This window comes from Kribbella sp. CCNWLW201 (assembly GCF_037203805.1).
Classification (GTDB): Bacteria; Actinomycetota; Actinomycetes; order Propionibacteriales; family Kribbellaceae; genus Kribbella.
This window is the reverse complement of the sequence record NZ_JBBCBQ010000007.1, coordinates 447,947-469,934: the sequence shown is the minus strand read 5'-3', so window position 1 is coordinate 469,934 and position 21,988 is coordinate 447,947. Positions and strand designations below refer to the sequence as shown.

General features: G+C 68.7%; 20 protein-coding genes and 1 pseudogene. 16 read left to right on the top strand and 5 right to left on the bottom strand.

The annotated features are described in order from the left end of the window. Positions 1-1,279: pseudogene (locus V9K99_RS28440) on the top strand (hypothetical protein); the annotation flags it as partial. 84 nt (positions 1,280-1,363) lie between these two features. On the opposite strand, the gene V9K99_RS28435 reads toward V9K99_RS28440, so the two are convergent. Continuing rightward, positions 1,364-1,867 carry a ComEA family DNA-binding protein gene (locus tag V9K99_RS28435; protein ID WP_337006963.1) on the bottom strand — a complete coding sequence of 168 codons (504 nt, stop codon included), beginning with the start codon at positions 1,865-1,867 and terminating at the stop codon, positions 1,364-1,366. Between the two features lie 961 nt (positions 1,868-2,828). Between V9K99_RS28435 and V9K99_RS28430 the strand changes: the two genes are divergently transcribed. Genes V9K99_RS28430 through V9K99_RS28420 form a run of 3 tightly spaced genes read left to right on the top strand, consistent with a single transcriptional unit; the run spans position 2,829 to position 5,340 of the window. Next, complete coding sequence (locus V9K99_RS28430; protein ID WP_337006961.1) at positions 2,829-3,290, top strand: hotdog fold domain-containing protein; 462 nt, start codon at positions 2,829-2,831, stop codon at positions 3,288-3,290. Positions 3,291-3,317: 27 nt separating this feature from the next. Beyond that, positions 3,318-4,145, top strand: coding sequence for a CPBP family intramembrane glutamic endopeptidase (locus tag V9K99_RS28425; RefSeq protein WP_337006960.1), 828 nt, complete (start codon positions 3,318-3,320; stop codon positions 4,143-4,145). Between the two features lie 25 nt (positions 4,146-4,170). Next, complete coding sequence (locus V9K99_RS28420) at positions 4,171-5,340, top strand: GNAT family N-acetyltransferase (RefSeq protein WP_337006958.1); 1,170 nt, start codon at positions 4,171-4,173, stop codon at positions 5,338-5,340. Here the strand turns inward: V9K99_RS28420 and V9K99_RS28415 are convergent. Continuing rightward, a complete protein-coding gene (locus V9K99_RS28415) occupies positions 5,331-5,684 on the bottom strand; it encodes a VOC family protein (RefSeq protein WP_337006956.1) in 354 nt (117 codons plus the stop codon). The genes V9K99_RS28420 and V9K99_RS28415 overlap by 10 nt on opposite strands. An 89-nt stretch (positions 5,685-5,773) precedes the next feature. On the opposite strand from V9K99_RS28415, the gene ruvC reads away from it, so the two are divergent. The 9 genes from ruvC (at position 5,774) to V9K99_RS28370 (ending at position 15,254) form a co-directional block, all read left to right on the top strand. Beyond that, on the top strand, positions 5,774-6,370 hold the full coding sequence (gene ruvC / locus V9K99_RS28410) for a crossover junction endodeoxyribonuclease RuvC (protein ID WP_337006954.1): 597 nt from the start codon (positions 5,774-5,776) through the stop codon (positions 6,368-6,370). Beyond that, on the top strand, positions 6,367-6,969 hold the full coding sequence (ruvA, locus tag V9K99_RS28405) for a Holliday junction branch migration protein RuvA (RefSeq protein ID WP_337006952.1): 603 nt from the start codon (positions 6,367-6,369) through the stop codon (positions 6,967-6,969). The genes ruvC and ruvA overlap by 4 nt, the downstream gene beginning before the upstream one ends. A gap of 3 nt (positions 6,970-6,972) precedes the next feature. Continuing rightward, entirely contained in the window at positions 6,973-8,028 is a 1,056-nt protein-coding gene (ruvB, locus tag V9K99_RS28400) for a Holliday junction branch migration DNA helicase RuvB (protein ID WP_337006950.1), read from the top strand. A gap of 181 nt (positions 8,029-8,209) precedes the next feature. Then, positions 8,210-8,698 (top strand): preprotein translocase subunit YajC, encoded by a 489-nt coding sequence (gene yajC, locus V9K99_RS28395; protein ID WP_337006948.1) that lies wholly within the window; start codon positions 8,210-8,212, stop codon positions 8,696-8,698. Positions 8,699-8,784: 86 nt separating this feature from the next. After that, entirely contained in the window at positions 8,785-10,539 is a 1,755-nt protein-coding gene (secD, locus tag V9K99_RS28390) for a protein translocase subunit SecD (protein WP_337006946.1), read from the top strand. Further along, positions 10,539-11,720 (top strand): protein translocase subunit SecF, encoded by a 1,182-nt coding sequence (gene secF / locus V9K99_RS28385; protein WP_337006944.1) that lies wholly within the window; start codon positions 10,539-10,541, stop codon positions 11,718-11,720. Before secD ends, secF begins: the two co-directional genes overlap by 1 nt. Beyond that, the gene (locus V9K99_RS28380; protein WP_337006942.1) at positions 11,720-12,259 is read left to right on the top strand and encodes an adenine phosphoribosyltransferase; all 540 of its coding nucleotides are present in this window, start codon (positions 11,720-11,722) and stop codon (positions 12,257-12,259) included. Before secF ends, V9K99_RS28380 begins: the two co-directional genes overlap by 1 nt. A 152-nt stretch (positions 12,260-12,411) precedes the next feature. Continuing rightward, on the top strand, positions 12,412-14,775 hold the full coding sequence (locus V9K99_RS28375; protein ID WP_442914747.1) for a RelA/SpoT family protein: 2,364 nt from the start codon (positions 12,412-12,414) through the stop codon (positions 14,773-14,775). A 5-nt stretch (positions 14,776-14,780) separates the two neighbouring features. Further along, positions 14,781-15,254 (top strand): hypothetical protein, encoded by a 474-nt coding sequence (locus V9K99_RS28370; protein ID WP_337006940.1) that lies wholly within the window; start codon positions 14,781-14,783, stop codon positions 15,252-15,254. An 84-nt stretch (positions 15,255-15,338) separates the two neighbouring features. On the opposite strand, the gene V9K99_RS28365 is transcribed toward V9K99_RS28370, so the two are convergent. The 3 genes from V9K99_RS28365 to V9K99_RS28355 form a co-directional block, all read right to left on the bottom strand. Continuing rightward, positions 15,339-15,764 (bottom strand): hypothetical protein, encoded by a 426-nt coding sequence (locus V9K99_RS28365; RefSeq protein WP_337006938.1) that lies wholly within the window; start codon positions 15,762-15,764, stop codon positions 15,339-15,341. Between the two features lie 223 nt (positions 15,765-15,987). Continuing rightward, the gene (locus V9K99_RS28360; protein WP_337006936.1) at positions 15,988-16,659 is read right to left on the bottom strand and encodes a hypothetical protein; all 672 of its coding nucleotides are present in this window, start codon (positions 16,657-16,659) and stop codon (positions 15,988-15,990) included. A gap of 58 nt (positions 16,660-16,717) precedes the next feature. Continuing rightward, a complete protein-coding gene (locus V9K99_RS28355; RefSeq protein WP_442914746.1) occupies positions 16,718-17,986 on the bottom strand; it encodes a DUF349 domain-containing protein in 1,269 nt (422 codons plus the stop codon). Positions 17,987-18,181: 195 nt separating this feature from the next. Here V9K99_RS28355 and V9K99_RS28350 point away from each other — a divergent pair, with 195 nt between their 5' ends. From V9K99_RS28350 to aspS, 3 genes are read left to right on the top strand one after another with little or no spacing between them, the layout of a single operon-like run. After that, the gene (locus tag V9K99_RS28350; protein ID WP_337006932.1) at positions 18,182-18,871 is read left to right on the top strand and encodes an MBL fold metallo-hydrolase; all 690 of its coding nucleotides are present in this window, start codon (positions 18,182-18,184) and stop codon (positions 18,869-18,871) included. Then, positions 18,868-20,202 carry a histidine--tRNA ligase gene (hisS, locus tag V9K99_RS28345; RefSeq protein ID WP_337006930.1) on the top strand — a complete coding sequence of 445 codons (1,335 nt, stop codon included), beginning with the start codon at positions 18,868-18,870 and terminating at the stop codon, positions 20,200-20,202. Before V9K99_RS28350 ends, hisS begins: the two co-directional genes overlap by 4 nt. Further along, complete coding sequence (gene aspS, locus V9K99_RS28340; protein ID WP_337006928.1) at positions 20,199-21,983, top strand: aspartate--tRNA ligase; 1,785 nt, start codon at positions 20,199-20,201, stop codon at positions 21,981-21,983. The genes hisS and aspS overlap by 4 nt, the downstream gene beginning before the upstream one ends. Positions 21,984-21,988: the final 5 nt, after the last annotated feature.

Genomic DNA, 21,988 nt, shown 5'->3' with positions numbered 1-21,988 from the left:
CGCCGACGCGGTCGGCATCATCGCCGACCCCCGCTACACCGAAGAACTCCTCCACCAGGCCCACGAACACCTCCGCACCACCCCACCCGCACCGCCTCCCACCACAAACGATTCCGCCCCCACAACCGCCCCAGCCACCGGCCAAGACGTCGCCCCAACAGCCGACCCGACCACTGGTCAAGCCACACCCCGACGCCCCGACACGACGGCGCGTCGGGAGGCCGCCGCCCAGACCGCCAATTCGGCGGCCGGCCGAGACCCCGCACCGACGGTCGGCGCGGCCACCGATCAAGACGCAGTCCCCACTGCCGGACGCGACAACGCGCCGACCTCTGACCGGGTGCCCGACTGCGGCGACGTGTCGACCACCGCCCCGGCCTCTTCGGCCAGGGCGTCGACCGGTGACCCGGCCTCTGTTCGAGACAAGGCGACAGGCGGGACGGATCGCGGTGCTGAGCGTGGTTGGCGTGCGCGGCGCGGCGAGGATCACGGTGCCTGGTCGGGTGATGAGGATCTGTTGGGTGGCTGGGTGGAGCCTGGCGTGGATGATGAGGCGGACCGGGACGCGCCGTACCCCGGTGACAGTGATCTGCCCGACCCGCTGGATGTGCCGTTCAAGGAGGTGGTTGAGCCGTTCGATCCTGGTCTGCGGCTCGACCCGGACGACGGCGACGGCGGTGAGGTGCTTGATGCTGCGGCACGGCGCGCGTTGGAGGCCCGGCTCGCACAGGTCCGGCACGCCGCGCACACTCACCCGCGCACGGGCCGGGCGGTGCGGCCGGGGCAGACCGAGATCTATGTGCACCTGACCGACCACACCCTGGCCACCGGCACCGGGGTGCTGCGGGTCGAGAGCCTCGGTCCGCTGCTGGCCTCGCAGCTGCGTGAGCTGGTCGGTCATGGCCCGTACACGGTCAAGCCGGTGATCGACCTGCACGACGCGGTCAGCGTCGACGCCTACGAGATCCCCGACCGGATCCGCGAACGCGTCAAGCTGCTGCACCCCGTGGAGCTGTTCCCGTACGGCACCCGCGAAACCCACGCCGCGATGGACCTGGACCACATCGAGGCCTATGACCCGCTCGGTCCACCGGGCCAAACCACCCCCGCCAATCTCGAACCCCTGCGCCGGTTCCCGCACCGGGTCAAGACCCACGGCCACTGGAAGGTACGCCGCCTCGACCCCACCACCCTGGAATGGACCACCCCCCACGGCTTCACCTTCCACGTCGACCCCACCGGCACCCACCGAGCCCCCAAACCACAACCCGACGGATGACCGGCGGAGTCGACGGCTCGAGACCGCCCCTGCCACTCCCTTAACTGCGCTCTTCCGCAGAGCTCAGCCGACGACGCCGAGCGGTCAATCGCGCAGGAATAGCAGGCGTTCGGCGAGTCGGTCGCTCAGGCCTGGTGGGAGGTCGGCGAACACGCTGAGCTCTTCAACCGACGAGTACGGGCCACGGGTCTCGCGCACCTGCACTATGCGCTCGGCCAGCTCCGCGGTCATCCCGCGCAGCTGCACGAGCACCTCGGCGGGAACGCTGTTGATGTCGACCAGCCCGCCGTCATCGAAGTCGCGTTGCACGTCGGGACGTCCGATTCCGAGTTCACGCGCCAAACCGGGATCCTCGGTCGCGATCTCGCGGGCCTTGCGCCGCAACTCGCGGCGTTCCCTGGCGGCGTCCACCGCCGTGTCCATCGTGGTCTCCTCGGTCGGCGATTGTGCGCGGAAGACCGAGGAGCGCACCGCGAGCGCGTGCACCGTGCCGCCCAACCATGCAACGGTCACGAACGCGACGGAGAGATCCTCGTCGGGCACGACAAATCCCAGCAGGACCAGAACCGTGTACACAAGCGTGGCCACGACGTAATGCCTTGACCTCACCCGCTGTGCGGCCCACAAGAACGTCACGGGAGTGACAAACCCGAGGGTGACGAACGGCAAGACCGCCCAGATCCAACTGAAGACCAGCGTCCGTGTGTTCATCCGCCGGCCGCGAACACGCCGCGATACAGACGATCCAGAAGACGAATCCCCCGACCGCGATGTCGGCTCGGAATCGCCGGGCGGCTCACGGGCAGCCATGTGCTGGATGCTACGCGCTCGGGTGCGATGGCGCACTGGACTGTTGTCTGGCTCCATCCGCCCCCTAGTAGTACCCCTCCGACCCCGCCTGCGAGGTGACCACAACCGGGACCGCAACGGTCAGCGTCACCTGGCATCCGACGGCGACAGCGAGACCTGCTAGGCCGTACTAGTGCTCGGCTACCCGCGAACCGCGGTCGGACAGGCGGATGAACGGTCAAGGCCGCAGGCGTCGGCAGTCCTGCGCAGCCCGTACTTCGGTGTCCTGCAGCCGGCAACATGGGTCGTGCTGGAGTAGAAGCTCGTGTTGGCCCGCTGTTCCTTCGACTTGTGCCTGGCATCAGGCGTCCCGGGTCACTGTCCAGGGCGCCACTTTCTCTCGGGGCCAACCACCCTGCGGGCTGGTGTGGGGTCGTCGGCATCAAGCCCACCCACGGTTCGGCACCTCTCCGGTTTCATGCCCGCGCTGCCATCCCAGGACGCGGTGTGTGAGAGGAGGTCCTCGGAAGGGGCGACGGCTTCGGCTGGGTCGAGTGGCGGGTGTGACGTGGCGGAGATCTGGTTGGCCCTGCGAGGTGGACCCGTTGGGGATGTGTCCGCGGAGACGCTTGTTTGCCGAATACCTCCGTCTGTGTTGCCGGTCCGCGATCGCCGCCGGAGGAGGGCAAGAGGACGGCGGCCGGGAGGCGGTGTCCAGGCTCCTCTCGACGGGTAAGTGACTCACGAGTAACATCGGAGCATGGTGAATCAGGTGTTGGGGACGTGGGAGCGGTTGCGGGGGGTTCCGGGTGGGGAGTGGGTGTTTTCGCGGGGGTTCACCTGGAAGGCGCCGTACTTTCGGTCGATTCGGCCTCGGTTCGTCCAGGTGAGTCCGAACTATGCGGCGCTCGTGCTGCCGAAGCGGCGGGCGGTGCACAACCACATCGGCACCGTGCATGCGATTGCCGTGTGCAACGGTTTGGAGGCGGCGATGGGGGCGTTGGCGGAGGCAACCATTCCGTCCGGTAAGCGGTGGCTACCCAAGGGGATGGAGGTCGCCTACCTGGCCAAGTCAACGTCCGACCTCACCTGCTCGGCCGAGACCGACCCGCAGGACTGGACCGCCGGCCCCGACGTCCCGGTCCGCGTGAAGGCCACCCGTACCGACGGCACAGTCGTTGTCGAGGGGACCATCCACCTCTGGGTGACCGACCGGAAATAGCACGACCGTGTGATATAAATCAGCGCTGTGTCCGACACCAAGCTGTCCACTGCCCGCACCCAGTCGTACGGACGCTTGGTCCTGGCCGGCGGCGTCCTGATCCTGCTCGCCGCCGCGATCGTGTTGGTTGCCACGGGCAACACGGAGATCCGGTATTCGGCGGATCACGACACCACCGAGCCGATGTGGCTGCGCTGGATCCCGGCCGGTGTCGGCATCCTGCTGATCCGGGTACTGCCGACCCGGTTGGAGCGCCCGCAGAGTGGTCCGGCGGACCGTCGGCAGGCGTGGGTGCTGCTGGGGCTGGGAGTGGCGTTCGCCGTGCTGCTGAAGCTGACCGGTCAGTTCGAAATCCTCAAGGCAGTACTGCTCCTCATCGTGCCGCTCGTGCTCTTCCGTTGGTACGGCGGCAAGCCGACAGCGCCGGCCACTGTGCGGTGGGAGCCGGCAGTCCCGGTCGCCGCGTGGCTCCTGCTGAGCTACGTGGGTCCACTAGCGCCCGAGGGGGAGCGGCCCGACCTGCCGGCACTCCAGCTAGCTCTTGCCGTGCTGGTCGGGTTCCTGGTGAACAGCGTGCTGGAGGAGTACTTCTACCGTCGCTGGCTGCAGACGAGGTGGGAGCAGTTGCTGGGGTCGTGGCCGGCGATTCTGATCGCCTCGATCGTGTGGGCGGTGTGGCACGTCTCCATCCAGGGCACTGGCGAGTTCGGTGTGGACCTGGCGGCCACTCTGGTCAACCAGGGGGTGCTCGGGCTGTACCTCGGCTACCTGTGGAGTCGGTACCGCCGCATGTGGCCGCTGATCACGGTGCACGGCGCGACGAACGTCGTACCGATATTGCTGTCGCTCGGGTGAGAGGGCAGGAAGTAGGGTCGGCGGCGTGAGTGACGCGTTGCGGTTTGTGGACATCACCGAGGATCAGCTCGACGCGGTGATCCGGGTGCGGTCCCGGTCGTTCGGGGTGCTGGCGGCCGGTGATCGGGAGCAGTGGCTCAAGGACGCCCGGGTGTTCATCCAGGACGGCCGGTACGTCGGTGTGGCCGACGGTGACGAGGTGGTCGCGGCGGCCCGGTTCTGGGACTTCGAGCAGTGGTGGAGTGGGCGACGCGTGCGGGTGGCGGGTGTCGCGGGAGTCGTCGTGGCACCGGAGTACCGCGGCCGTGGTGTGGGCAGCAAGCTGATGCGCGGTGTGCTGCAGCGTGCCTCGGACAAGGGCTTCCCGCTCACCGCGCTGTATCCGGCGACCACAGTGATCTACCGGCATCTCGGGTACGAGTTCGGCGGTGGTCGCTACCGGTTCTCGTTCCCTGCGAGTGATCTGCGCGCGCTGGGCGGCAAAGAGGTCGCTGTACGGCGTGCTGGTCCGGAGGATGCGGAGCGGTTCCTCGAGCTGGTGCGGCAGTCGCATGAGCGGCGGCGGACCAGCGGACCGCTCGTGTGGCCGGTCAAGGAGGTCACTGAGTGGCTCGCGGACGAGGAGAACTTCGCGTACCTCGCTGACGACGGCTTCGTCGTCTACAACTGGTCCGGCTCCGACCTGTGCGTGGACGAGCTCGTGGCCGGGTCCGAGGCGACTGCCCGGGCTCTGTGGGCAACCGTCGGCTCAGGCTCGTCGATCGCCAGCACTGTGCATGCGTACATCTCGCCGGACGACCCGGTGCACCTGATGGTCGAGCATGAGGCCTACAAAGAGGTGCAGCACCAGCGCTGGATGCTGCGGCTGCTCGACGCGCCGGCTGCGATCGCTGCACGCGGGTTCGCGCCTGAGGCCGCTGTAGAGATCGACCTGCGCCTCGAGGACCCCGACGTACCAGCCAACAGCGGTGACTGGCACCTCTCGGTCGCGGATGGGGCTGGCCAGCTGACGCCGACCCAGGTGTCTGGTGACGTCCTGCGGCTCGGCCCACGCGGACTTGCTGGTCTCTACTCCGGTACGCCGCTCGCCACGCTCCGTGGATCGGGCCTGGCATCAGGTGGATCGAGTACGGCGGATGCCTCACTCGACCCGGTGTTCGCCGGGCCGACGCCGTACATGCTCGACTACTTCTGATCGGGGAGCAGGCCGACGCAGAACTCGTTCGACTCGGGGTCTGCGAGGACGGACCAGTGGGTGCCGTAAGCGGTGTGGTCCTCGAGGCGGCGGGCGCCGAGCGCCTGGAGCCGGCTCACCTCGGCCTCGACGTCCTCGACGAGCAGATCGAGGTGGAGGCGGTTCTTGGTCAGCTTCGGTTCGGGGACTCGTTGCAGGGTGAGCGGAATGCCTTCAGGGGAAGGCGGTTCGAGGGAGACGTAGCCCTCGACGTCAGGGAGGTTCCGGCGGTAGTTCAGAGCGGCCGACCAGAAGGCCGCGAGGGTCTCCAGGTCGGTGCAGTCCAGCGTCAGTTCCATCCGCATGACAGCAGTGTGCGCCGGTCCGGCGCGTCGATTTCCGAGCTGTCCGCGGCGGCCGTTAGGGTTGTCGAACAAACGTTCGGAGGTGGTCCATGCGGGTGCTCGGCGTCGACCCGGGGCTGACCCGGTGTGGCCTCGGCGTCGTCGAAGGCTCACCCGGCAAGCCGCCGGCGCTGGTCGCCGTCGGGGTGATCCGAACGCCGGCCGACCTGGACGTGTCCAAGAGGCTCGTCCGGATCGAGGCTGAGCTGGAGGAGTGGATCATCGAGCATCGGCCGGACTCGGTCGCCGTGGAGCGGGTTTTCGCGCAGCACAACGTGCGGACGGTGATGGGCACGGCCCAGGCGTCCGGCGTGGCCATGGTTGTCGCGGCCCGGCGTGGTCTGCCGGTCGCGTTGCACACGCCGAGTGAGGTGAAGGCAGCCGTCACCGGGAACGGCCGGGCGGATAAGGAGCAGGTCACCACGATGGTGACCCGGATCCTGAAGCTGGCCGAGCGGCCGACCCCGGCCGACGCGGCGGACGCGCTGGCGCTGGCGATCTGCCAGGTCTGGCGCGGCGGTACGACGTCCCGGCTGCAAGAGGCGGCCGGGAGCCGGGCGAACCTCGAGGCGTTGGCGCAGGCGCAGTCGCGCCTGCAGGTGGCACGACTGCGTGCCGCGGTGGCGGCACAGGAGGGCAAGCGATGATCGCGTTCGTGCGGGGGCCGGTGGCGGCCATCGGGGTGGACAGTGCCGTGATCGAGGTCGGGGGAGTGGGCCTCCAGGTGTTCTGCCATCCCGGCACGCTGGCCGGGCTGCGGCCCGGGCAGGAGGCGCGCGTGGCCACCTCGATGGTGGTGCGGGAGGACTCGCTGACGCTGTACGGCTTCTCCGACGACGACGAGAAGAGCCTGTTCGAGCTGCTCCAGACGGCGTCCGGGGTCGGGCCGAAGCTGGCGCAGGCGGCCCTCGCCGTACTGAGTCCGGATCAGTTGCGGCAGGCGGTCGCGACCGAGGATCTCAACCTGCTGGTGAAGGTGCCCGGTATCGGGAAGAAGGGCGCGCAGCGGATCGTGCTGGAGCTGAAGGACAAGATCGGCGCGCCGTCGAGGACGGTGACCGGCCGGCCGCTGCAGACCCAGGAGGCCTGGCGGGAGCAGGTGCACGCCGGCCTGGTCGGGCTCGGCTGGTCCACCCGCGATGCGGAGGACGCGGTCACCGCGGTTTCGCCGCTCGCCGCCGACAGCCCGAACCCGTCTGTTCCCGACCTGCTCCGCGCCGCGCTGCGCGTGCTGTCGAAGGCGTAGCCGATGGAGGACAACGTCCGGCCGCTGGTCTCCGCGGACGCGGTGGATCTCGAGGAACGCAAGATCGAGTCCGCGCTGCGGCCGCGCACGCTGGCCGAGTTCGGCGGGCAGCGCCGGGTCAGCGAGCAGCTCGAGTTGGTCCTGCACGCCGCTCGCGGCCGCAACCGGGCGCCGGACCACGTGCTGCTGTCCGGTCCGCCCGGCCTGGGCAAGACCACGCTGGCGATGATCATCGCCAGCGAGATGGCGGCGCCGCTGCGGATCACCAGCGGTCCGGCGATCCAGCACGCCGGCGACCTGGCAGCGATCCTGTCCGGGCTGAGCGAGGGCGAGGTGCTGTTTCTCGACGAGATCCACCGGATGTCCCGGCCGGCCGAGGAACTGCTCTACATGGCGATGGAGGATTTCCGGGTCGACGTGATCGTCGGCAAGGGGCCGGGTGCGACCGCGATCCCGTTGGAGATTCCGCCGTTCACTCTGGTCGGCGCGACGACGCGGGCCGGATTGCTGCCGGGGCCGTTGCGGGACCGGTTCGGGTTCACCGGTCACCTGGAGTTCTACGAGGCCGCGGAGCTGGAGAAGATCGTGAACCGGTCGGCCGCGCTGCTCGAGGTCGACATCACCCCCGAGGGCGCGGCCGAGATAGCGTCCCGGTCCCGCGGTACGCCACGCATCGCGAACCGGCTGCTGCGCCGGGTCCGCGACTATGCCGAGGTCCGCGCCGACGGGATCATCACGCTCGCGCTGTCCAAGGCGGCGCTGGAGCTGTACGAGGTGGACAAGATGGGCCTGGACCGGCTGGACCGGTCCGTGCTGGACGCCCTGTGCCGTCGATTCGGCGGTGGGCCGGTCGGTCTTTCCACACTCGCGGTTGCGGTCGGGGAAGAACGTGAGACTGTGGAGGAAGTGGCCGAACCATTCCTGGTCCGGTCCGGCTATCTGGCCCGTACGCCGCGCGGCCGCGTCGCCACGCCCGCGGCCTGGCGGCATATCGGCCTGAAAGTCCCGAAGGGCGCGACGTTCGCCGACACGCTCTTCGACACCGACGACACAGATTAATAAAGGCCCCGGTACCGGATTGAGTAATTCAAACGTGACCCGGTGTCATGAGGTGATTGTTGCCACCCAGGGTTAGACTCCCCGGTGGCCTGACCTCAGGTCATTCCGTTGCGACCTGCGCGCTTGAGCAGAGAGCGTGCCGGATGCCAGTACTCCCGACGACGAAGGATTTTGAGTCCCGATGCAACTGATCGCCGTACCGATGGCCTCCTCCGGGGGTGGCTCCGGCTTCACGCTGCTGCTGCCGCTGATCCTGATCGTCGGGATGATCTGGTTCATGAGCCGCACGCAGCGCAAGCAGCGCCAGCGGCAGGCCGACACGGTCGCCTCGCTCGCCCCCGGCACCAAGGTGATCACCACCAGTGGCCTGGTCGGCATCGTCGAGGAGACCGACGAGGACTACGTGACACTGGAGATCTCCGAAGGCGTCCTGGTGCAGGTGGTCAAGGCCGCGATCGGCCGGGTCATCCCGGACGAGGACCCCGCCGTCGAGACCCCGGCCGAGTCTGCCGTCGAGGACAAGGACGAGGCGGACGAGCCGGTCGCCGAGGAGGAGCCCGCCAAGGACCCGGTCGACGTGCCGGACGCGGGTCGCGACAAGGCCGGCGACAAGGCCGACGGCAAGGTGCAGGACGCGCCGAAGCTGCCGCCGACGCACACCGAGAACTGACTTACCCGTCCTAGCGGCCTGCGGCGCGCCGACCGGCGTCCACCAGACGATGCGGCGCGCCCAGAAGCACAAAGGTTGAATTTGACGTGGCAACGACGACGACATCCCGCCCCGGGCGGCTACTGATCGTCCTGGGGGTCATCGTGGTCCTGCTGTTCGGGATCATGGGGCTGACCAAGACCTGGAAGCCCAAGCTCGGCCTGGACCTGCGCGGTGGCACCACCATCACGCTGACCGCGAAGTCTCTGGCCGGTGGCGGTTCGGTGACCGCCGACCAGCTGAACGAGGCGAAGAACATCATCTCCCAGCGGGTCAACGGTGCGGGTGTCGCGGAAGCCGACATCACCACCTCCGGATCGAACCACATCAACGTGGCCGTTCCGGGTGCCACGCAGGACGCCCTGGTGAAGCAGGTCGGCCAGACCGCCCTGCTCTACTTCCGGATCGTGTACGACGCCCAGGCGGGCGCACCGGTGCCGACACCGTCACCGACGCCGACCGGGACGCCGACGGCCAAGCCGACCACGACGCCGAAGCCCAGCACCACGGTCAAGCCCAGTGCTTCCGCGACTGTGAAGCCGAGCAGCACGCCGAACGGCCGGGCCTGGAGCAGCGTGCTCGGGAACGCCGACCCCACGCCGACCCCGACGCCTACGCCGACCGCGAAGCCGAGCACCCCGGCGGCGACCGCGACTCCGTCGACGCCGGCGGCCAGCACGGACCCGTTGCAGTACGTCCCGGACGCGGCCACGCAGGCCGGTTTCGCGGCGTTCAAGTGCGGTGACAAGCAGCAGGTCGACGACCCGAACAAGCCGCTGTTCGCCTGTGACCGGCAGGGTACGTACAAGTACCTGCTGGGCCCGGCGATCCTGAAGGGCACCGACCTGTCCGACGCCAGCGCCGGCATCCCGCAGGGCGGCTTCCAGTGGCAGGTGAACCTCAAGTTCACCGGCGAGGGCGGCGACAAGTTCCTCAAGGCCACGCAGAACATCTCCGCTCGCGGCGAGGGTCAGAACCTGTTCGCGATCGTGCTCGACGGCGAGACCATCTCGACCCCGAGCGTGTCGCAGCCGATCCCGGGCGGTCAGGCGCAGATCACCGGTACCTTCACCGAGGCCGAGGCGCGCGACCTGGCGAACGTGCTGAAGTACGGCGCGCTGCCGGTCTCGTTCGACATCTCCTCGGTCGAGACGGTGTCGCCGCAGCTCGGTGGCGACCAGCTCTCCGCGGGTATCTGGGCCGGTCTCGCCGGTCTCGCGCTGGTGGTCCTGTTCTCCTTCCTCTACTACCGCGGCCTCGGTCTCGTCGTGGTGCTCTCGCTCGCCGCGGCCGCCGTACTGACGTATGCGTCCGTCGTCCTGCTCGGTAAGGCGATCGGCTTCACCCTGACGCTGGCCGGTATCGCCGGTCTGATCGTGGCCATCGGTATCACCGCCGACTCGTTCGTCATCTACTTCGAACGACTCCGCGACGAGGTCCGGGAGGGCCGCAGCCTGCGGTCGTCGGTGGAGACCGGCTGGATCCGGGCCAAGCACACGATCATCGCGGCCGACTCGATCTCGCTGCTCGCCGCAGTGGTGCTGTACATCCTGGCGATCGGCAGTGTCCGCGGCTTCGCGTTCACCCTCGGCCTGACCACGCTGATCGACCTGATCGTGGTGTTCATCTTCACCAAGCCGGTCGTCACACTGCTGGCCCGGACCGACTTCTTCGGGCACGGCCACAAGCTGTCCGGCCTGGATCCCGAGCATCTCGGGGTGGAGCGGCTGCCGGGTCAGATGAAGCCGTCCGCCCGGCCCGCCAAGCCGTCGACGCGCAAGCCGGTGGGAGGGGAGGTCTGATGTCGAAGCTCGGACAGCTCGGTGCGAAGCTGCACCGCGGTGAGGTCTCCTACGACTTCATCGGCAAGCGCAAGCTCTGGTTCGGGGTCTCCCTGGTGCTGGTGGCCATCTCGCTGATCGGGTTGTTCAGCCGCGGCCTGGCCCTCGGCATCGAGTTCAAGGGCGGCGTCGAGTACCAGACCAACGTCAAGGTCACCAGCAACACGGTGCAGGACTTCACCGACGTGGTGAAGGCGACCAACGCGAAGGACCTCGGCGACCCGGTGGTCACCACCATCGGCGCCGACAAGGTGCGGGTGCAGACCAAGCCGCTGGGCCAGGACGACATCACCAAGGTCCGGGCCGCGATCGCCAAGGAGGCCGGAGTCTCGGTCGACCAGGTGACCTCGCAGCAGATCGGCGCCTCCTGGGGTCAGCAGATCGCGAACAAGGCGATCATCGCGCTGATCGTGTTCATCGGCCTGGTCTTCATCGTCATCTGGGCGTACTTCCGAGAACCCAAGGCCTCGATGGCCGCCATCATCGCGCTGCTGCACGACGTCCTGATCACGGTCGGCGTCTACGCGCTGATCGGCTTCGACGTCACGCCGGCAACGGTGATCGGCGTACTGACGATCCTGGGGTACTCGCTGTACGACACCGTCGTGGTGTTCGACAAGATCCGGGAGAACACCCGGGGCATCACCGGGTCCAACCGGTTCACCTACTCCGACGCGACCAACCTCGCGGTCAACCAGACCGTCGTACGGTCGATCAACACCACGCTGATCGCGCTGCTGCCGGTCGGATCGATCCTCGTCGTCGGCACCGCCGTGCTCGGGACCGGGCCACTGAAGGACCTGTCGCTGGCGCTGTTCGTCGGTATCGCCATCGGTGCGTACTCCTCGGTGTTCATCGCGCCGGCGCTGCTCGCGGTGTTCAAGGAGCGCGAGCCGGGCATGCAGGCGCTGAACCGTCGCGTCACCGCCAAGCGGGCCCAGTCCGCCACGGTGGCCCCGGCCGGCGGTGCGCCGGTCGCGGTGGGTGCCGGTGCCGGTACGAAGGCTCCCGCCGCCCCGGCCGCTCGGAAGCAGGACAGACTGTCCGGTACGGCGCCGACCCCGGCTGCCCGTCCGATGAAGGCGACCGGGTCCGGCCGCCCGCAGCCGTCGCGCAAGCCGCGGTCGAAGCGCGGTAAGTGATGCGCTCACTGGAGCAGGTGCTGAAGGACGGGATCCGCGACATCCCGGACTACCCGCAGGCGGGGGTGGTGTTCAAGGACATCACCCCGCTGCTGGCCGACCACAGCGGCTTCGCCCAGGTGGTCCAGGCGCTGGCCGCGTCCGGTAAGGACGACGACGGCAACCCGGTGGTGGACAAGGTGGTCGGGATCGAGGCGCGCGGATTCATCCTCGCGGCCCCGGTCGCGCTCGCCCTCGGCGCCGGGTTCGTGCCGGTGCGCAAGAAGGGCAAGTTGCCGGCGGCGACGTACGAGGAGTCGTACGCGCTGGAGTACGGCGAGGCGACCATCGAGGTGCACCAGGACGCGTTCGCCCCGGGCGACCGGGTGCTCGTGATCGACGACGTACTGGCCACCGGCGGGACGGTCGAGGCGTGCCTGCGGCTGATCCGGCGGGGTGGGGCCGAGGTTGCGGCCACGGCGGTCCTGCTGGAGCTGTCGTTCCTGCCGGGCCGGGAGCGGCTCGCGGGGGAGCAAGTCACCGCGATCGTCACGGTCTGAGCGTCGTGCGGCGTATCTGAAATCGGATAACTCTCCGCGATCAGGGTCTGGCCCGGCGTGTTGTCCACAGGGCGTTTCAACCTCGTTGGACGGTTCCCCCTAGACTGGTGCTCTGTCGGCGGAGGGACACAAACGTGGGCGAAGACCCGGCGATGACGTCAGCGGTACCGAACGTGGTACCGCAGGAGCCTCCGCGCGCGCCTGTGCGGCCGGCTCCGTCACCGCCGCCTGCCGCCCAACCGCCCCGGATCGCACCGGCCCGGGTCCGCGCCCGGCTCGCCCGCCTCGGCGGCACCAGGCACCCGAACCGCGCGCCGATGCTCGAGCCGCTCTTCCGGGTCGTCCGGGCCACCCACCCGAAGGCCGACCTCGGCCTGATCGAGCGCGCCTACCGGACCGCGGAGAAGTACCACACCGGCCAGTTGCGCAAGAGCGGTGACGCCTACATCACCCATCCGCTCGCCGTCGCCACCATCCTGGCCGAGCTCGGTATGACCGCACCGACGCTCTGCGCTGCGCTGCTCCACGACACGGTCGAGGACACGCCGTACACGGTCGAGGAACTGACCCGCGAATTCGGCGAAGAGATCGCCATGCTGGTCGACGGCGTGACCAAGCTGGACAAGGTCAAGTACGGCGAGTCCGCGCAGGCCGAGACGATCCGCAAGATGGTCGTCGCGATGGCCAAGGACATCCGGGTGCTGGTGATCAAGCTCGCCGACCGGTTGCACAACATGCGCACGCTGGGGTTCCTGCGGCAGGAGAAGCAGGAGCGGATCGCCCGCGAGACGCTGGAGATCTACGCCCCGCTGGCCCACCGGCTCGGTATGAACACGATCAAGTGGGAGCTCGAGGACCTGTCCTTCTCGACCCTGCACCCGAAGGTGTACGACGAGATCGTCCGGCTGGTCGCCGAGCGGGCCCCGTCGCGGGACGAGTACCTCGCCTCCGTGATCGACCAGGTGCACGAGGACCTGCGCGCCGCGAAGGTGAAGGCGACCGTCACCGGCCGGCCGAAGCACTACTACTCGATCTACCAGAAGATGATCGTCCGCGGCCGCGAGTTCGGCGACATCTACGACCTGGTCGGCATCCGGGTCCTGGTCGAGTCGGTCCGGGACTGCTACGCGGCCCTCGGCATCCTGCACGCGCGGTGGAATCCGGTGCCCGGCCGGTTCAAGGACTACATCGCGATGCCGAAGTTCAACATGTACCAGTCACTGCACACCACCGTGATCGGCCCGCAGGGCAAGCCGGTGGAGTTGCAGATCCGGTCGTTCGCGATGCACCGTCGGGCCGAGTACGGCATCGCCGCGCACTGGAAGTACAAGGAGGACCCGACCACGGCCGCGCCCGAGGTGGCCGGTCCGCCGACCACCGAGATCGGCGGCCCGAACGAGATGCCGTGGGTCCGGCAGTTGGTCGACTGGCAGCGGGAGACCTCCGACCCGTCGGAGTTCCTCGACTCGCTGCGGTTCGAGATCAACAACTCCGAGGTGTACGTCTTCACCCCGCGCGGTGACGTGATGTCGCTGCCGACCGGGTCGTCTCCGGTCGACTTCGCCTACGCGATCCACACCGAGGTCGGGCACCGTTGTATCGGCGCCCGGGTGAACGGCCGGCTCGTCCCGCTGGAAAGCACGCTCGAGAACGGTGACGTGGTCGAGGTCTTCACCTCGAAGGCGCAGGGCGCGGGTCCGTCGCGCGACTGGCTCTCGTTCGTCAAGAGCCCGCGGGCGCGGAACAAGATCAAGCACTGGTTCTCCAAGGAGCGCCGCGACGAGGCGATCGAGCACGGCAAGGACGCGATCGCCAAGCAGCTCCGCAAGGAGGGCCTGCCGCTCCAGCGCCTGCTGTCGCACGAGACCCTGACCGCGGTGGCGAACTCACTGCGCTATCCCGACGTGACCGGCCTGTACGCCGCCGTCGGCGAGAGCCACGTGAGCGCGCAGGCCGTCGTACGGCGCTTGATCGAGACGTACGGCGGTGAGGAGGGCGCGGCCGAGGACCTGGCCGAGGGCCTCCGGCTGCCGGCCTCGAAGGAGCGGCGGAAGCGGTCGGCTCGCGGCGACGCCGGTGTCATCGTCAAGGGCGCGACGGACGTGCTGTCGAAGCTGGCCCGATGCTGTACGCCGGTGCCAGGCGACGAGATCATCGGCTGGATCACGCGGGGCGCGGGTGTGTCCGTGCACCGCGCCGACTGTGCGAACGTCGAGAACCTGCAGACCCAGCCGGAACGCATCGTCGAGGTCGAGTGGGCTCCGACGGCTCAGTCGGTGTTCCTGGTCGCGATCCAGGTCGAGGCGTTGGACCGGGCGCGGCTGCTGTCGGATATCACCCGGGTGCTGTCCGACTACCACGTCAACATCCTCTCGGCGGCGCTGACCACGACGCGTGACCGGATCGCCAAGTCCCGCTTCACCTTCGAGATGGGTGATCCGACCCATCTGGGACACGTGCTCAAGGCCGTGCGTTCGGTCGAGGGCGTGTTCGACGTCTACCGCGTGACCCAGTAGGTGCGGTGGGCAACTGGTTCGGCGGCTCGGCCTCCGGGCCGGGGGTGAAGCTGTCCAACGGGGGCTCGGAAGTCTTCCTTGACGTGCTTGCGCTGCCTGCTTGTGAGTTGGCGGAGACGTCGTTCGAGCGCGGGTTCGCGTTGCTGCTGTGCAATTCGCGGATCGGGCTGGGGAACGAGAGCTTCGACCTGGACGAGTTGCCTTGGTCGGCCGACTGGGAAGCTGAGCGGGCGTTCCTGGTGCGGGTGGTCGAGCTGGCGCAGGCGCATTTCCGATGGGAGTTGCTCAGCTACGAAGCGCCGTACGCGGATCGGTATCTGGCGGAGTATGCCGAGGTGGTCCGTTCGTACCGACCGCCTGTGGAGCCGGTGGAGTTGCCACGGATGTGGGATCCGAGTCCGGCTGAGGTCGCGTTCACCCGTTGCCCCAGGCACGGGTTGTTCCTCGGCGACTACACGGACTGCCGGCTCTGCTTGTGAGCTAGGCGAGGCTCTTGCGGCGAATGCGGAGGGTGTAGGTGAGGCCCTGGGGGTTGCCGTCGGGGGTGAAGCGGATTGAAGTGCTCAGCCGCCGGTGGTGGCGATATCCCAGCCGAGTTGGGCCCGGGCTTGGCGGGCGAAGGCTTTGAGGTCCTTGATCTCACACCCGCAGTCCAAGGTGGTCTCGACGAAGACGTACGACGCGGTCGGGTTCTGCTCGTCCGCGCTGAGCTGCCAGCTGATCTGGTGCTCGTGGTCGAGCAAGCCGGTGCGGACGGGGTCGTGCTGGATGCCGAGGGCCTTCTCGTAGTCGTCGACGTCGTCGATGAGGAACAGGTCGCTGCGGTACTTGCCCGGCCACACCGCATACAGGCGGCTCTCACCCGACCGCACCCGCGCCTCGACACCATCCGGTGGAGGCGACTGCACCGAGCCGTCGGCACCGACCTCGAGGTAGCACATGGTCGGCAGGTCATACGGGAAGTCGGGCGAGTGACTGGCGTACCGCAAGGCGTCCCCCTCTCTGGCCCATCCAGCTTATTCACCACCGCCTCGGGAGCCGCGGATGCTGGCAGAGGAAGGCACCGACGGCGAGCTCCAACGCCGGATACGAGCCCCACAAGTCGGTCCGCCGTACCGAGATGATGTGCCACCCGAGGCCGTCAAGCTCAGTACGACGGACTTCGTCCCGCGACTCAGCTCTGGGGCCCGAGTGCCACCTATCGCTGTCGTACTAGAGACCGAGCCGGCGGCCGTCCACCGGGCGATCCGGGTAGCCGACGTCCAGACGGTACGAGTTGCGCGGGCCGTCGACGCGGATCTGCAGGTCGGGGCGGCCGAAACCGGCGTCGATCAGCCGCAGTCGTAGCCAGGACTCCGCGGGGGAGGCGGCGCGGGCGTCGGCGTGGCGGAGGAGCTGGGCAACCCGGGAGGTGCTGTCGTCGGCGAAGTAGGCGGCTGACGTGGTCTTGAGTTCCTCGGGTGTGACCTTGCGGGAGTGCAGGAGCGCGTCCACGGCGGACAGCGCGAAGGGGCGATCCAGGTGCTGGGCGAGCTCGATGGCTGTCGCGGCCGGGGTGAGCACCTTGAGGCCCAGGACCTCGACTGTTTGCCGCGGCTGGAAGGTCCACTGCGGGCTCAGCGAGGGCTCGGGGCCTAGCGCAGTCGTATCGATGCCGTGCAACCACGCGGCTGCCCGACCACAGACGACAGCCTCCGGTGGGACCACGAGGCGCAGCGAGTCGGCCCGCAGCTCAGGTGAGTCCGGCACGCGGACGTCGACGTGCACGCCCTCGATGACTTGGCGGATCTCGCCGCGGGCGAGCAGCCAGACGAGCTTGCGCGGCACTTGCCGCCGGGTGAAGGGGATGCCGGCGAAGTAGTAGGGCAGGTCGTACTGAAACATCCCAGCAGGATGGCCGTATCGGCCGATCCGTGCCGGGCGTTGTCCACAGGCTAGGGCTTCAGCTGAAGTCGGAGAGGGCGTTTTGGGCTTGGGTCAGCCATTCTCGGCGGGCTGCGATGGCTTCGCGGGCCTCGTTGGCTTTGCGGGTGTTGCCTTGGGCCTCGTGTTTGGCGGCCTGCTTCTCCAGGTCGGCGATGAGGGACTGGAGTTGCTTGACCGTGGCCTCGGCGCGGGCGCGGGCTTCGGGGTTGCTGCGGTTCCAGACCTCGTCCTCGGCGGCCTTGACGGCCTGCTCGACGGCGCGCAGGCGGGAGTCGATGGCGCGCATCGAGTCGCGCGGGACCTTGCCGATCTGGTCCCAGCGGTCGAGCAGTTCGCGGAGTTGCTCGCGGGCGGCCTTGGCATCCTCGACCGGCAGGATCGCCTCGATCTCGACCAGCAGGTCTTCCTTGGCCTTGAGGTTCTCGACCTGCTCGGCGTTCTCCTCGGCCTGGATCGCGTCGCGGGCGCCGAAGAACGTGTCCTGGGCGGCGCGGAAGCGGGCCCACAGCTTGTCGTCGACCTCGCGCGGCGCCGGGCCGGCGGCCTTCCACTGCCGCATCAGGTCGCGGAAGCGCCCGGACGTCGGGCCCCAGTCGGTGGACGACGCGAGCGTCTCCGCCTCGGCGGCCAGCCGCTCCTTCACCACGGCGGCTTCCTCGCGCTTCGAGGACAGCTCGGCGAAGTGCTGCTTACGGTGTCGGGTGTACGTCGTCCGCGCCGAGGAGAACCGGTGCCACAGCTCGTCGTCGCTGGACTTGTCCAGCCGCGGCAGCGCCTTCCACTCGTCCAGCAGCTCGCGCAGCCGGGTGACGCCGTGGCGCCAGTCCGTACCGGCCGCGATCGTCTCGGCCTCGGTGGCGATCTTGGTCTTGGCGGAGCGTGCCTCCTCGACCTTCGCGGCCCGCTCGGCCTTGCGCTTCTCGCGCTGCTGGGCGACCAGCGGGGTGAGCGCTTCCAGCCGGGCCTGCAGGCCGTCGAGGTCGCCGACCGCCTGGGCGTCGACGATCGCGCTGGTCACCTTCTTCACCGCGGCCCGGGCGTCGTCGGGGGACACGGTGCCCGCCTGGACGCGCTTCTCCAGCAGGTCCACCTCGAACGCCAGTGCGTCGTACCGGCGGGTGTAGAAGGCGAGGGCCTCCTCTGGGTTCGCGTCCGGCCACTGGCCGACTGCCCGTTCACCGTCCTTGGTCCGTACGAAGACCGTTCCGTCCTCCGCTACCCGGCCCCAGCTCTCTCCGGCCACAACTCGCCCCTTCCGGCGGTATGTACTGCGCTCGTTGCCCATTCTGGTCAGTCCCTGGTTCAACCGCGCGAACAGGGTCCGTCCGGGCGCGTCGAGCCGCTGTTCTCGACGCTTATCTCTGAACAATCACAAACTCGCCGCCCCGGCGCAACGGTGTTGCGTCACAATCCGGTTCGAACTCACCCGTGCGACACCGGTAGCCTTGGGTGGTCCCGAACCGTTCCAGGAAGGTCAGTCGTGCTCATCGCCGGGTTCCCCGCGGGGTCGTGGGGTACGAACTGCTACGTCGTCGCCACCGGCCAGGGCGCGGAATGCCTCGTCATCGACCCCGGTCAGGACGCGACCGCGGGGGTCGAGCAGGTGGTCCGGGAGAACAAGCTGAAGCCGGTCGCGGTGCTGCTCACACACGGTCACGTCGACCACATGTTTTCCGTACTTCCGGTCTGCGGGACGTACGACGCGACCGCCTGGATCCACCCCGACGACCGGCACCTGCTGAGCGACCCGATGGCTGGGATCAGCCCGGAGTCGGCGCGGATGCTGCTCGGCGGCAACCACGAGTTCGCCGAGCCCGACGACGTCGCGGAGCTCAAGGACGGTCTCGACCTGGAGCTGGCCGGCCTGAGCTTCACCGTCGACCACACCCCCGGTCACACCCGGGGTTCGGTCACGTTCACCACGCCGTACGACGGGCCGGAAGACGTGCCCGCGGTTCTGTTCTCCGGTGACGTGTTGTTCGCCGGGTCGATCGGCCGGACGGATCTGCCAGGCGGCGATCATCCGGCCATGCTGCATACGTTGGCCACCAAGATCCTGCCGATGCGCGACGAGATCGTCGTCCTGCCGGGTCATGGCGGCCAGACCACGATCGGCCGGGAGAAGGCGACCAACCCCTACTTGCAGGACCTGGAGATACCGAAGTCATGAGTAAGGTGACCCCGCTCAGCGGGTTCCCGGAGTATTTGCCCGCAGACCGGATCGTCGAGCAGCAGTTCCTCGACGTGATCCGGGAGACGTTCGAGCTGCACGGATTCGCGTCGATCGAGACGCGCGCGGTGGAGCCGGTCGAGCGGCTGTCCAACCAGGGCGAGGACGCCGACAAGGAGATCTACGGCGTACGGCGCTTGGCCGCGGACAGCGACGAGGACGCGGCGCTCGGTCTGCACTTCGACCTGACCGTGCCGTTCGCCCGCTACGTGCTGGAGAACAGCGGCAAGCTGGTGTTCCCGTTCCGGCGCTACCAGATCCAGAAGGTGTGGCGGGGCGAGCGCCCCCAGGAGGGCCGGTTCCGCGAGTTCACCCAGGCCGACATCGACATCGTCGACAGCGGTGAGCTGCCGTTCCACTACGAGGTGGAGCTGCCGCTGGTGATCGCGGACGCGTTCCGCAAGCTGCCGATCCCGGCGTTCCGGATCCAGGTGAACACCCGGCAGATCCCGGAGGGCTTCTACCGCGGGCTCGGCATCGAGGACATCCCCGCTGTGCTCCGGATCGTCGACAAGCTGGACAAGATCGGCCCGGACAAGGTGACCGACCTGCTGACCGGCGGGCCGGGGCTGTCCCCGGAGACGGCCAAGCAGGTACTGCGGCTGGCCGAGATCGCCACCGCGGACGCTTCGTTCGCCGATCAGGTCCGGGCGCTCGGCGTCCAGCACGAGATCCTCGACGAGGGCCTCGAGCGGCTGACCCAGATCATGACGGCCGCCAACGAGCACGCACCAGGCCTGTTGCTGGCCGACCTCAAGATCGCCCGCGGCCTGGACTACTACACGGGCACCGTCTACGAGACCCAGTTGATCGGCGATGAGTCGTACGGGTCGATCTGCTCCGGTGGCCGGTACGACTCGCTCGCCTCCGACGGCAAGACGACGTACCCGGGTGTCGGGATCTCGATCGGCGTCTCCCGGCTCTTGCACCGGCTGCTCAGCAAGGGGCTGGTGAAGGCCACCCGCAGTACGCCGACCGCCGTCGTCATCGCGCTGAACGCCGAAGAGGACCGGGCCGAGGCCATGCGTACGGCGGCACAGCTACGTGCCAGGGGGATCCCGGTGGAGGTGGCGCCGGCGGCGGCCAAGTTCGGGAAGCAGATCCGGTTCGCGGACCGGCGCGGCATCCCGTTCGTGTGGTTCAGCACCGAGAACGGCCCCGAGGTGAAGGACATCCGCAGCGGCGAGCAGGTGCCCGCCGATCCCGCCACCTGGACCCCCGCCGCGACAGACCTTCTTCCCCGTATCGACACACCTCAGGAGAACCAGTGATCCGTACCCATTCCGCAGGCTCGTTGCGCGCCGAGCACACCGGGCAGACCGTCACCCTGGCCGGCTGGGTGGCGCGGCGGCGTGATCACGGCGGCGTGGCGTTCATCGACCTGCGCGACTCCAGCGGCACCGTCCAGGTGGTCATCCGGGACGAGGAGGTCGCGCACCCGCTGCGGGCCGAGTTCTGCCTGAAGATCACCGGCGAGGTGAGCGCCCGCCCCGAGGGCAACGCGAACCCGAACCTGCCGACCGGCGAGATCGAGGTGATCGCCTCCGAGGTGGAGGTCCTCAACGAGGCCGCGCCGCTGCCGTTCCCGGTCGAGGAGCACCACGCGACCCCGGTGAACGAAGAGGTCCGGCTGAAGTACCGCTACCTCGACCTGCGTCGCCAGGGCCCGGGTACGGCGCTTCGCCTGCGCAGCGAGGTCAACAAGGCAGCACGTGAGGTGCTGGCCAAGCACGACTTCGTCGAGATCGAAACGCCGACGCTGACCAAGTCGACGCCGGAGGGCGCTCGCGACTTCCTGGTGCCGGCCCGCCTGCAGCCGGGCTCGTGGTACGCGCTGCCGCAGTCGCCGCAGCTGTTCAAGCAGCTGCTGATGGTGGCCGGGATGGAGCGGTACTACCAGATCGCCCGCTGCTACCGCGACGAGGACTTCCGCGCCGACCGGCAGCCGGAGTTCACCCAGCTCGACGTCGAGATGAGCTTCGTCGACCAGGACGACGTGATCGCACTGTCCGAGGAGATCCTGACCGCGCTCTGGAAGCTCGTCGGGTACGACGTCCAGACGCCGCTCCCGCGGATGACGTACGCCGAGGCGATGGCGCGGTTCGGCAGTGACAAGCCGGATCTGCGGATGGGCCTGGAGCTGGTCGAGTGCACCGAGTACTTCAAGAACACGCCGTTCCGGGTGTTCCAGGCGCCGTACGTCGGTGCGGTCGTGATGCCGGGTGGCGCGGACCAGCCGCGGAAGCAGCTGGACGCGTGGCAGGACTGGGCCAAGCAGCGGGGTGCGCGCGGTCTGGCGTACGTGCTGGTCGGCCAGGACGGCGAGCTCGCCGGCCCGGTCGCCAAGAACCTGTCCGAGGAGGAGCGCGCGGGCATCGCCGACCACGTCGGCGCGAAGCCGGGTGACTGCATCTTCTTCGCCGCCGGTCCGGTCAAGTCGTCGCGGGCGCTGCTCGGTGCGGCCCGGCTGGAGATCGGCCGTCGTGGCGGCCTGATCGACGAGTCGGCCTGGTCGTTCGTGTGGGTCGTCGACGCACCGCTGTTCGAGCCGGCCGACGAGGCGACCGCCGCGGGTGATGTCGCGGTCGGTTCCGGCGCGTGGACCGCCGTACACCATGCCTTCACGTCGCCGAAGCCGGACTCGCTGGCCACGTTCGACACCGACCCGGGGTCGGCGCTGGCGTATGCATACGACATCGTCTGCAACGGCAACGAGATCGGTGGCGGGTCGATCCGTATCCACCGCGAGGACGTGCAGAAGCGGGTGTTCGCGGTGATGGGGCTGACCGACGAGGAGGCGACCGAGAAGTTCGGCTTCCTGCTCGACGCGTTCAAGTTCGGCGCGCCGCCGCACGGCGGCATCGCGTTCGGCTGGGACCGGATCACCGCGCTGCTGGCCGGCACCGAGTCGATCCGCGACGTGATCGCCTTCCCGAAGTCCGGCGGCGGCTTCGACCCGCTGACGGCCGCGCCGGCGCCGATCACGCCGGAGCAGCGCAAGGAGGCCGGCGTCGACGCCAAGCCGGAGAAGAAGGGCGACGCCCAGCAGTAGCTGAA

Excerpts from the sequence above, each read along its gene's own strand:
- ruvB (WP_337006950.1), top strand. The coding sequence starts at position 6,973 with ATGGAGGACAACGTCCGGCCGCTGGTCTCCGCGGACGCGGTGGATCTC.
- V9K99_RS28415 (WP_337006956.1), bottom strand. The coding sequence starts at position 5,684 with ATGCGGATGGAACTGACGCTGGACTGCACCGACCTGGAGACCCTCGCG.
- V9K99_RS28360 (WP_337006936.1), bottom strand. The coding sequence starts at position 16,659 with ATGTTTCAGTACGACCTGCCCTACTACTTCGCCGGCATCCCCTTCACC.
- V9K99_RS28355 (WP_442914746.1), bottom strand. The coding sequence starts at position 17,986 with ATGGGCAACGAGCGCAGTACATACCGCCGGAAGGGGCGAGTTGTGGCC.
- V9K99_RS28430 (WP_337006961.1), top strand. The coding sequence starts at position 2,829 with ATGGTGAATCAGGTGTTGGGGACGTGGGAGCGGTTGCGGGGGGTTCCG.
- secF (WP_337006944.1), top strand. The coding sequence starts at position 10,539 with ATGTCGAAGCTCGGACAGCTCGGTGCGAAGCTGCACCGCGGTGAGGTC.
- hisS (WP_337006930.1), top strand. The coding sequence starts at position 18,868 with ATGAGTAAGGTGACCCCGCTCAGCGGGTTCCCGGAGTATTTGCCCGCA.
- ruvA (WP_337006952.1), top strand. The coding sequence starts at position 6,367 with ATGATCGCGTTCGTGCGGGGGCCGGTGGCGGCCATCGGGGTGGACAGT.
- ruvC (WP_337006954.1), top strand. The coding sequence starts at position 5,774 with ATGCGGGTGCTCGGCGTCGACCCGGGGCTGACCCGGTGTGGCCTCGGC.
- yajC (WP_337006948.1), top strand. The coding sequence starts at position 8,210 with ATGCAACTGATCGCCGTACCGATGGCCTCCTCCGGGGGTGGCTCCGGC.
- V9K99_RS28375 (WP_442914747.1), top strand. The coding sequence starts at position 12,412 with ATGACGTCAGCGGTACCGAACGTGGTACCGCAGGAGCCTCCGCGCGCG.
- V9K99_RS28380 (WP_337006942.1), top strand. The coding sequence starts at position 11,720 with ATGCGCTCACTGGAGCAGGTGCTGAAGGACGGGATCCGCGACATCCCG.